General features: G+C 74.9%; 7 protein-coding genes and 1 pseudogene. 1 reads left to right on the top strand and 7 read right to left on the bottom strand.

All coding sequences use genetic code 11. The features are described from left to right. The 7 genes and pseudogenes from ACZ462_RS31490 to ACZ462_RS31460 form a co-directional block, all read right to left on the bottom strand. Positions 1–135, bottom strand: a pseudogene (locus ACZ462_RS31490) (ribosomal protein L7/L12); the annotation flags it as partial. Positions 136–172: 37 nt separating this feature from the next. Then, on the bottom strand, positions 173–1,633 hold the full coding sequence (locus tag ACZ462_RS31485; protein ID WP_467809432.1) for a hypothetical protein: 1,461 nt from the start codon (positions 1,631–1,633) through the stop codon (positions 173–175). Positions 1,634–1,995: 362 nt separating this feature from the next. Continuing rightward, positions 1,996–4,203 (bottom strand): SpoIIE family protein phosphatase, encoded by a 2,208-nt coding sequence (locus tag ACZ462_RS31480; protein ID WP_467809434.1) that lies wholly within the window; start codon positions 4,201–4,203, stop codon positions 1,996–1,998. 118 nt (positions 4,204–4,321) lie between these two features. Beyond that, complete coding sequence (locus ACZ462_RS31475) at positions 4,322–5,812, bottom strand: glycoside hydrolase family 18 protein (protein WP_467809435.1); 1,491 nt, start codon at positions 5,810–5,812, stop codon at positions 4,322–4,324. A gap of 481 nt (positions 5,813–6,293) precedes the next feature. Continuing rightward, the gene (locus ACZ462_RS31470) at positions 6,294–6,656 is read right to left on the bottom strand and encodes an ArsR/SmtB family transcription factor (RefSeq protein ID WP_467809440.1); all 363 of its coding nucleotides are present in this window, start codon (positions 6,654–6,656) and stop codon (positions 6,294–6,296) included. Positions 6,657–6,837: 181 nt separating this feature from the next. Continuing rightward, the gene (locus tag ACZ462_RS31465) at positions 6,838–7,212 is read right to left on the bottom strand and encodes a hypothetical protein (RefSeq protein WP_189811913.1); all 375 of its coding nucleotides are present in this window, start codon (positions 7,210–7,212) and stop codon (positions 6,838–6,840) included. A 151-nt stretch (positions 7,213–7,363) separates the two neighbouring features. After that, positions 7,364–8,026 carry a lysophospholipid acyltransferase family protein gene (locus ACZ462_RS31460; RefSeq protein ID WP_467809436.1) on the bottom strand — a complete coding sequence of 221 codons (663 nt, stop codon included), beginning with the start codon at positions 8,024–8,026 and terminating at the stop codon, positions 7,364–7,366. Positions 8,027–8,384: 358 nt separating this feature from the next. On the opposite strand from ACZ462_RS31460, the gene ACZ462_RS31455 reads away from it, so the two are divergent. After that, positions 8,385–9,230, top strand: a complete 846-nt coding sequence (locus tag ACZ462_RS31455) for an MIP/aquaporin family protein (RefSeq protein WP_467809437.1) — start codon at positions 8,385–8,387, stop codon at positions 9,228–9,230. Positions 9,231–9,362 lie beyond the last annotated feature (132 nt).

Raw genomic sequence — 9,362 nt, 5'->3', positions numbered from 1 at the left:
GGTGCCGTCGACGAGGTCCTTCGCCTCCTTCAGACCCAGTGAGGTCAGCTCACGCACTACCTTAATTACCTCCACCCCCTCCCCCCCCCCCCCCCCCACCCCCACCTCCCCCCCCCCCCCCCCCCCCCCCCCCCCCCCGCCCTGCCGTCCGGGGCCTGTGCCCAGGACGTCGTCAGCCGCGCTGGACGGCGGCCTTGCCGCCGGCCAGGTGCCATTCGCGGTTGAGCGAGCCGAGCGGGATGCGCCGTTCGAAGATCGGCGTGCCGAACAGCGACAGCTGGAGCTGGAGGTTGCCGCTCAGGTCGAAGCCGCCGTAGAGCGCCCAGGCACCGCTGACCGACGCCTTGCCGTCGCTGGAGGCGGCGGCCTTCACGTCGCCCTCGCCTCGCAGGTAGGGGGCGAACTCGGCGGAGACGCCGACGGCCCCGTACAGGCCGACGGCGGCCTCGGCTCCGAGCGCGGCCTTGACCTTGCCGGCGGCGGCGACCTCGGCGGTCACCGGCGTGCTCTCCACCTTCGAGGTGCTGACGGGGGTCCAGCCCTTGCCGGACGCATAGCTGCCGCCGACGCGGAAGTCGCCCTTGACGTCCTGCTTGACCTCCAGCGTGACGCGGCCGTCGGCCTCCACCTGGATGAAGCAGGTCAGGTCCAGGTTGACGACGACGGGCACCGGGCCGACCTGGATGACGGGCGCGCTGTGCAGCTTGGCGAACGGGATCCGCTTCGGGCCGCCGGTGGTCGCGGCCGCATGGCCCTTGAGGCTCCACTGGGAGGCCCAGTCGCCGCTCATGCCGAGGAACGCGCCGCGCGGGCCGGTGCCGCCGGAGCCGTCGTAGGCGAACTCGACGGTGGGCGCGAGCCGGACGAACCCGGACACCGAGGCGCCCGCGGAGACGGGGGCGCCCGGAGCCGTCTCGATGGGGGCGTTCACGTCGAGGCGCAGGTTGCCCAGCGGCAGCTTGGCGCCCTCCGGGCCGAACTTCAGGCCCTCGCTCTTGGCCCAGGAGAAGGTGACGCCCTTCATCAGCGGTTCGACCGTGACGGTGGACGGGTCGACGGGCACCTTGCCGTCGGCCTTGTCGTCGTTGAGGACGGCGGACAGCGTCGTCGGGGCGGTCTTGACCTCGGTGCCGCGGTCGGTCTTCCGGCCGACCTCGGTGACCTTCGCGAGGAGGCCGTCGGGGGCGCCGGGCACCGGGGCGCTGGCGATGACGTCGCCGACGGCGACCGGCTTGTCCGGCGCGGCGGAGCCGCTCGGGGAGCCGCCCGGCGACGGCGTGTTCTGCGCGGGGGCGGACCCCTTGGGGTCCTTCGAGGGGGCGGGCGCCTTCGGCGCCGGTGCTATGACGGCCTTTCCGGTCGCCTTGTCGAAGGAGGCGACCTTCAGCGCGGCCTTCTCCGGGGTGCCCTTGCCGGCGCCGACGCGGGCCATGCCGGTGGAGGCGGGCTCGTCCTGCGGGGCCGCGGCGACCTCGAGCTGCTGCGTACCGTCGGCGACGGTGGCCGGGGCGGCGGGCAGTCCGAGGGAGGTGGGGGGAGCCGGGGCGGGCTGGGGTGCCGAGGAGCAGCCGGTGGCGGTCAGCGCCAGGGTCGTGAGGCCGGGGAGCAGGAGCCGTCTGGCGAGAATACGCACGTACGTGGGGCCTTCTGGTTGGGGGGAAATGCGCTACCTGCAAGTAACGTGCAGCGCATCCTGCCAGCCATGTCCATCGCAAACGCCGATATCCGGCCATCGTGGGCGTACCGGGAGATCGACGGCGCGTATCCCGGGCGCCGCCGTGCGTTACCTCCGGCCGGTCGCCGGAGGCGGCTGCGACGGGGCGTTCCCTTGCCGGACAAGGGAAATCCCGCCTCCGCCTGCCGCGGGAGATGCCGGGACGGGCGCGGTGGGGCGGGCGGGCAAGTCGGCGGGATCGGTTCTGCGGGTGGTCAGGAACACGGCCACCCCTGTCCGGAAGTGGTCGGTGCAGTCCCCGACCGGGTGCGGGCGGCGGCTCAGTCGCCGGGCAGGCGGGAGCGCAGCAGCAGGAGCGCCAGGTCGTCGGTCGCGGGCATCCGGCTGCGGGCGTGCCGTACCAGGTCGTCGGCGACGGCTTCGAGGGGCCGGTCCCCGGCGGTGCGGGCGAGGTGAGCCGCGGCGCCGGCGATGCTCTCCTCGATGTCGGTCCCGGGGCTCTCGACGAGCCCGTCGGTGTAGAGCGCGAGCAGGGATCCCGGTTCGAAGGGGATCTCGGCGGCGGTGTAGCCGGCGTCGGGGTCGATGCCGAGCAGCAGCCCGGGCGGGAGGGCGACGACCTCCGCGGTGCCGTCGGCACGGCGCAGCAGGGGCGGCGGGTGCCCGGCGGTGGCCAGGCGGGCCCGGTGGCGGCCGAGGTCGATGTGCGCGTACAGGCAGCTGGTGAACAGGCCGGGTTCCAGGTCGGTGAGCAGCCGGTTGGTGCGGGCCAGGACCTCGGCGGGCGGCGCGCCGGCCGAGGCGTGGACGGCGGTGCGGACCTGGCCCATCAGGGCGGCGGCTCCGACGTTGTGGCCCTGGACGTCGCCGATCGCGGCGGCGGCCGTCGTGGCGTCGATGTGGATCAGGTCGTAGAAGTCGCCGCCGATGTCCAGGCCGTGACCGGCGGGCAGGTAGCGGGCGGCGACCTCCAGGCGGGGGACGTGGGGCAGGTCGTGGGGCAGCAGCCCGGTCTGGAGGCTGCGGGCCAGCTGGTAGGCCGAGTCGTAGAGCCGGGCCCGCTCCAGGGCCTGGGCGATCAGGCCGGCGATCGACGTCAGGACGGCCTTCTCCCCCGCCGCGAAGGGCCGGGGGCGGGAGTACGCGAGGACGAGGCAGCCCACCGGCCGGTTCGAGGTGATGAGCGGGACGAAGCCCCAGGCGCGCATGCCGTCCTCGATGTCGGTGCCGGGGAAGGCGGCGAGCAGTTCGGCCGGGTTCTCGAAGAAGAGCGGGGTGCGGGTGCGGAGGACCTCGGTCGTCGCGCTCTCGGCGGTGACGGGCAGGCCGTCGTAGCGGGCCATGACCTCGTCCGTGTAGCCGCGGTGGCCGATGATCCGCAGCCGGCGCTCCTCCTCGACGAGCAGGGCCATGGCCTGGGCGCCCAGCGCGGGCACCAGCTGGTCGGCCGCCTTGTCGACGACGTCCTGGGCGTGCGCGGCCTCGGTGAGGATGGCCGCCAGGTGCATCAGCTGGTAGAGGGCGGTGGCGCGGCTCGGGCCGGGCGCCGCCCTCTCCTCCGGCCCGGCGCCCGGTGCCGCGGGGCGGGCGGGCGCCGCCGCGGGCGGCGGTTCGACGGCCGTGTCGGGGCCTAGGTCGCCCTGGGCGGCGGGCCCGTCGCCCGCGGTGATCCGGACGCTGATCCCCGAGTCGTCCGGGTGGAGGTCGAAGCGGACCCGGTGGCCGGCCGGGTGGACGGCGGTGAAGCTGCGCGGCAGCCGGCTCATCATGGCCGCCCGGTAGTGCTCCTCGATGGCGGGGGTGTCCATCCAGGGCAGGGCCTCCCACGGCAGCGCGCCGACGAGCCGCCGGACCGGGGAGCCGAGCAGGTCGGCCGCCTCCTGGGTGATGAAGGTGACTTTCCCGTTCAGGTCCAGTGCGCAGCTGCCCCCGGGCAGCCGCCGGATGAAGGCCATGGCGGCGGCCGCCTCGACGGGGCCCGGGGTGGGCGGCGGCCGCGGCGCCAGAATGACCGGGTGGGCGGCCGCGCGCACGGGGTGGCCCTCGTCGGCGGCCCGGCACAGGATGCCGGCCAGGCGCGCGCACCCGGCCGCGAGGGCCTGCCGTTCGCGCTCGGCGAGTTCGGGCCCGTGGGAGCCGGGCCACAGCATGACCAGCCCGGCGCCCTCCGCCGCTCCCGCGTCGGGGCCGCTGTCGAGCGGGGTGGCGGCGAGGGCGAAGCGGTAGGGGACGACGAGGCCGAGGCGCGGGTACCGGCTCGCCGTCTCCTCCTGGCCGCCCAGCCACACCAGCCGCCGCTCGCGGACGGCGTCGGCGACGGGGACGGGGTCCCGCAGCCCGACCCGGGACCAGTGGACGGCGAACTCGCGGGCCACGCCGATCGTCAGCGCCAGGTGCAGCATGCCCTGCTCGGGGGCCGGCAGGTAGAGCATGCCGATGGACGCGCCGGCCGCGGCGCGGAGGTCGAGCAGCGCCTCGCCCAGCCGGCGGTTGCCGGCACCGGAGTCCCGCGCCGGTGTGTCTCCCACGGGACCATGGTGGCCCAGGGCCGGCCGTTCGCGCGCTCCGGGCGCGGCCGGGAGGCGGGGCGGGGCGGGGGCGGCCGCCCCTCCCCTGCGGGGGCGGCCGTACGGGGACCCCGCCCGGTCAGGAGCGGGCGGCGAAGGCCTTAGTGAAGGCCAGCGGCTCCTGGAGGATGGAGGAGCAGGTGGCGTCGGCCTGGTTCTTGGCACCGCCGGGGCACTGCTTGTCCCGGGCCCCGGACCACATGGACAGCCACCCCAGGCCCTTGGCGCGGGCGAAGTCGGCGAGCTGTCCGGCGTCCTCGACGGTGAATATCTCGGTCACCACGTCGTTGACGCCGATCATCGGCGTCACGGCGACCTTCTTCCACGCGTCGCCGTCGGACAGCCCGAAGACGCCCTTGACCTGCGCCTGCGTCGCGGTGGCCGCCTGGATGGCGTAGGCGCCCATGTCGCCGCTGTACGCCGGTCCGTAGTCCATGGCCATGACGTTGACGGCGGAGACGGCCACGCCGTTGCGCTTGGCGTCGGCGAGGAGGTCGACGCCGGGCTGGGTCAGCCCTTCCGGCATGACGGGCAGGGTGAAGGAGACGTCGAGCCCCGGGTGCTTCTTCTGCAGGAGCGCGACGGCCTGGGCCCGACGGGTGTTGGCGGCCTTGTCGGGCAGGGCGGCGCCCTCCACGTCGAAGTCGGCCTTGGTGAGCCCGTACGCCTCGACGACCTTGCCGTAAGCGGCCGCCAGCTCGGCCGCGGAGGAGCAGGTGAGGGCGAGCTCGGAGCCGGCGGCGCCGCCGAAGGACACGCGGACGTCGCCGCCCTTGGCGCGCAGGGCCGCGATCTGGGAGGCGACGCGGTCGGAGCCGAGGGCGGTGGTGCCGCCCCACATCGGGGTGCAGCCGCCGCCCGAGGTGACGAACGCCAGGTTGAACTCCTTGACGCCGGTCTGGTCGGCGGTGGCGAGGAGGTCGTACGCCGGGTACAGCGAGGTGTCCACGTACGGGGCGAAGCGGGCGCCCGTGCCGCCGGGCGGGCGGCCGGTGGAGGTGGCGGTGGGCTTCGGTGCAGGCGTGGTGGGCGAGGCCGTGGCCGTGGGCCCGGTCGTCGGCTGCGTGGTCGGGGCTGCGGTCGCGGTGGGGGCGGTGGTGGGGCGGCCGCTGGGGCTGGGCGCCGGACCGCCGCCGGGGCCGCACGTGACCTTGTTGATCAGGCAGCCCGTGGGGTTGCCCGGGGCGCTCTGCGCCGAGGTGACGAACCCGACGGTGGTGGAGGCTCCGGGGCCGAGGCCCTCGGTGGCCCAGCGGGGCGGCTTGACGGTGACGCGGCTGCCGCTGACGGTCTGTTCGCCGTTCCAGAGGGAGGAGAGGGTCGTGCCGGCGGGCAGGTCGAACTCCAGGGTCCAGTCCTTCAGGGCGTCCCGTCCGGTGTTCGTGATGACGTACTGGCCGGTGTAGCCGGTGGACCAGCTGCTGGACCGGGTGAAGGCGGCGCCTGCGGACGCGGCCTGGGCGGTGCCGGTCAGGGCGATCGCGGTGCCGCCGACGGCTGCCGTGAGCGCGAGCGCGCCGGCCGCCTTGGCCTTGCCGCCGAGCCTGCGGCGGTGGGAGTTCCGGGTCATGTCTGCCTGCCTCATCGGTGCGGGGACGGGGGGACGGGGCAGCACGCTAGCGATCCGGAACCGGGCAGAACGCCCGTCCGGGCCCCGCCGCCCCGATCTTGAGGCGGGCTTAAGGAAGGGATCGGGGAGGGTTAACGGGGCGGGGGCGCCGGCCACGCACGGTAGGCGGCCGTGCACCCGTCAGGACGAAATCCCCAGGCTGATCCGTCCATCCCAGACGGCAGGAGGGGACGACCGCACCATGTGCCAGAGGGAGCCTGTGGGGCCCATGGGCCTCGTGGGGCTGGTGGGGCCGGTGGGACCTGCCGGAGGCGACGGCGCGGACGGCCAGGACGACTTGGACGGAATCCCGGGCGCGACGGGAGCCACGGGACGGCCCGGATCCCATGGGAGCCACCGGCCGCGCTGCCTGAAGCCGTCCCCACCGCTGGGCTGACGCCTCCCCGGGGCACCGCGGCCCCGTCCCTCCGTCCCGGCCCGCTCAGGTGCGGGCCGGGGCCGGTTCGGGATGGCTCGGCGGGCTCTGCCTCAGCTCGGCGAGCAGTTCGTTCCGCCCGGCCAGCATCTCGGTCAGGATGCGGCGCGCGGCCCGCAGCAGGTCCGCGACATCGCCGCCCGCCAGCGCGTACGTGACGGTGGAGCCCTCGCGGGTGGACACCACGATGCCCGAGCGCCGCAGGACGGCCAACTGCTGGGAGAGGTTGGACGCCTCGACGTCGATCTGGGCAAGCAGTTCCCGGACGGGCATGGGCCCGCTCTGCAGGAGTTCCAGGACCCGGATGCGGACCGGGTGGCCGAGCATCCGGAAGAACTCGGCCTTCGCCTGGTACAGCGGCACCTGCATACCCACGACGCTCCTGCTGCTCCTCGGACCGTTACCGGCCGCGCGCCCCGCCCGGGCACGGCCTCCCCACCATCGTCGCGTCCTGCCGGCCCGCGCGCCCCCGAAGTTGACCGGTTTCGGATGTGTGGACTTGAAGACTTCTTCAAGTCATGGGCATGCGTGGGCCGGTGGGCACGCGCCGCTAGAGCTCCAGTTCCGCCTCGATGCGGCGGAGCTGGTGGCGGGCCATCGCCAGGTTGGACTTGCCCTTGTCCAGCACCAGGTAGAGGAACAGGCCCGCGCCGGTGCGGCTGCGCAGCAGCCTGATCAGGTGGTACTGGCCGCCGAGTGTGATGAGCACGTCCTCCAGGTCGTCCTGGAGCCCCAGCATCTCCATGGTGCGGACCTTGGCCCGGATCACGTCCGTGTTGCCCGCCGCAGCGACCGTCAGGTCCAGGTCCTTGCCCCCGCCGAGGGTGCCCAGGGCCATACCGCTGGTGTAGTCCACCAGCGCCGCCCCCAGCGCACCGTCGATCGCGGTCATCGCTTCCTTCAGTGAAACTTCCACGTTGGCCATGGCCGTCCTCCGTACTGCTCTCGCCGTTCATGCGGCACCGGATCTTCCGTACCCGGACGCTACCGATCCTGCGGCGGCGTACGACCGGATCCGGGAATTCGGCTCAAACGCATCGCCCGTCGGGTACGGTGGGCGATTTTCCGAGCGGCCGTCAGGCCGCGAGCGCGGCCGGCTCGCCGAGACGGGCCGCGGCCGTCCGCCAGGCTTCGGTGACGGCCCTGTGTGCCTGCCGGGTACGGGCGGCGCTGTCACCGGTGAGGCCGACCGGCGCCCCGACGTGGACGTGCAGTCCGGGGCGGCGCAGCGGCGCTGTGGCCAGGCCCGCGATCTGCTTGGCCGCGCTGCCGGAGGTCACGCGCCGGGCTCCGGCCTGGCCCAGCGGGACGACGGGCGCGCCGGTGCGTTCGGCGAGCCGGGCGAGTCCGCTGCGGAAGGCGCCGGGCGCGGCCTCGCCGGCGTCCGGGCGGGTGGGGATGCCTCCTTCGGCGTACAGGAGGACGAGCCTGCCGCGTTCCAGTGCGGCTTCGGCCAGGTCCAGGGCGTCGGCGGCGCTGCGGTGGCCGCGGCGGACGGGGATGTGCCCCTCGCGGGCGAGGAGGGGGCCGAGGACGGGAATCCGCCACAGCCCGGCGGCGGCCATCACGACCGGTTCGGCTCCTAGGCGGCGCAGGGCGGCGAGGACGACGGCCGGGTCGGCGAGGGAGGTGTGGTTGGCGGCGATGATGCTGCCGGGCGCGAGGTCCGCCGCGGTGTGCGCGGTCACGGACAGGCGGCCGAACGCGGGCACGAGGGCGTCGGCGAGGCGGCTGAGCATGGCGGGTCTCCGTTCTCCACCGCGGTGTTCCCCACCGCGTTCCGGCCATGGTCGGCGGCGGGCCGCGTCCGGGGCATGGGCGGTCGTACTCAGGCCGGCCCGGCGCGCTACCCATCCGCGGCCGGCCGCACCGCGGCTTGTGCCCAGGCGGCGGGCGGGAGGGGCGCGGCTCTCCCGGGTGCGGGGTCGGACCGGGTGCTGCACTCTGGGCAGGGATCACCTTGCGCCCCCTCCGGGCGGCAGGTGGAAGCCGGAGGACCAGGACCTGTCGTCCGCGGGGCGCCGCGGGCGCGGCGCCCCGCGGACGACGGGACCCACGGCTATCGCCGGTCCTGGGCCGGCAGGAAGCGGGACTTCCATGGCTGAGCGATTGAAGCGGTCCGGGCTGGTCGGCGAACTGTCCGCCGAATTCGCCGGGACGATGATTCTCATCCTGTTCGGTTGCGGCGTCGTCGCCCAAGTCGTCGCCGGCGGGGCCCTGACGGATCCCCCGGGCGGCCTCGGCGACCACGACAGCATCGCCTGGGCGTGGGGCCTCGGCGTCACCCTCGGCGTGTACGTGGCGGCCCGCCTGAGCGGCGCGCACATCAACCCTGCGGTCACGGTGGCGCTCGCGGTCTTCAAGGGGTTCCCCTGGAAGAAGGTCGCCCCCTACGCCGTCGCACAGACGGCGGGCGCCTTCGTCGCCGCGCTGCTGGTGCGCTGGAACTACACCGAGGCCCTGGCCAAGGCGGACCCCGGCCACACCATCAAGACGCAGGGCGTCTTCTCCACCCTCCCCGCCAACGGCAACACGAACCTGCCGGTGTACGAGTGGGGGGCCTTCCGCGACCAGATCATCGGCACCGCGATCCTGATGCTGCTGGTCCTCGCGGTCACCGACCTGCTCAACACGCCGCCGGGCGCGAACCTGGCGCCGTTCATCATCGGCCTGATCGTCGTGGCGATCGGCATGGCCTGGGGCACCAACGCGGGCTACGCGATCAACCCGGCCCGCGACTTCGGCCCGCGGCTCGCGAGCTTCCTCACGGGCTACGGCGGGGCCTGGCGGGACCAGTACGGCAACTTGTACTTCTGGGTGCCGATCGTCGGACCGTTCATCGGAGCCGTCGTCGGCGGGGCCTTCTACAAGTTCCTCGTCGGCCGGTACCTGCCGACCGCCGAACCGGAGCCACCTGGACGCATGCCGGTCCCGGAGCAGTGACCCGGACCGGGGGGGGGGGGGGGGGGGGGGGGGGGGAGCGGGGGGGGGGGGGGGGGGGGGGGGGGGGGGGGGGGGGGGGGGGGGGGGGGGGGGGGGGGGGGGGGGGGGGGGGGGGGGGGGGGGGGGGGGGGG

The organism is Streptomyces sp. NPDC031121 (assembly GCF_055570615.1).
Note: the sequence above shows the minus strand (reverse complement) of the source record. Positions and strands in the feature narration are given on the sequence as shown.

What these genes read in the sequence shown, in the direction of transcription:
- ACZ462_RS31465 (WP_189811913.1), bottom strand. Translation starts at nt 7,212, where the DNA reads ATGGCCAACGTGGAAGTTTCACTGAAGGAAGCGATGACCGCGATCGAC.
- ACZ462_RS31460 (WP_467809436.1), bottom strand. Translation starts at nt 8,026, where the DNA reads ATGCTCAGCCGCCTCGCCGACGCCCTCGTGCCCGCGTTCGGCCGCCTG.
- ACZ462_RS31470 (WP_467809440.1), bottom strand. Translation starts at nt 6,656, where the DNA reads ATGCAGGTGCCGCTGTACCAGGCGAAGGCCGAGTTCTTCCGGATGCTC.
- ACZ462_RS31475 (WP_467809435.1), bottom strand. Translation starts at nt 5,812, where the DNA reads ATGACCCGGAACTCCCACCGCCGCAGGCTCGGCGGCAAGGCCAAGGCG.
- ACZ462_RS31455 (WP_467809437.1), top strand. Translation starts at nt 8,385, where the DNA reads ATGGCTGAGCGATTGAAGCGGTCCGGGCTGGTCGGCGAACTGTCCGCC.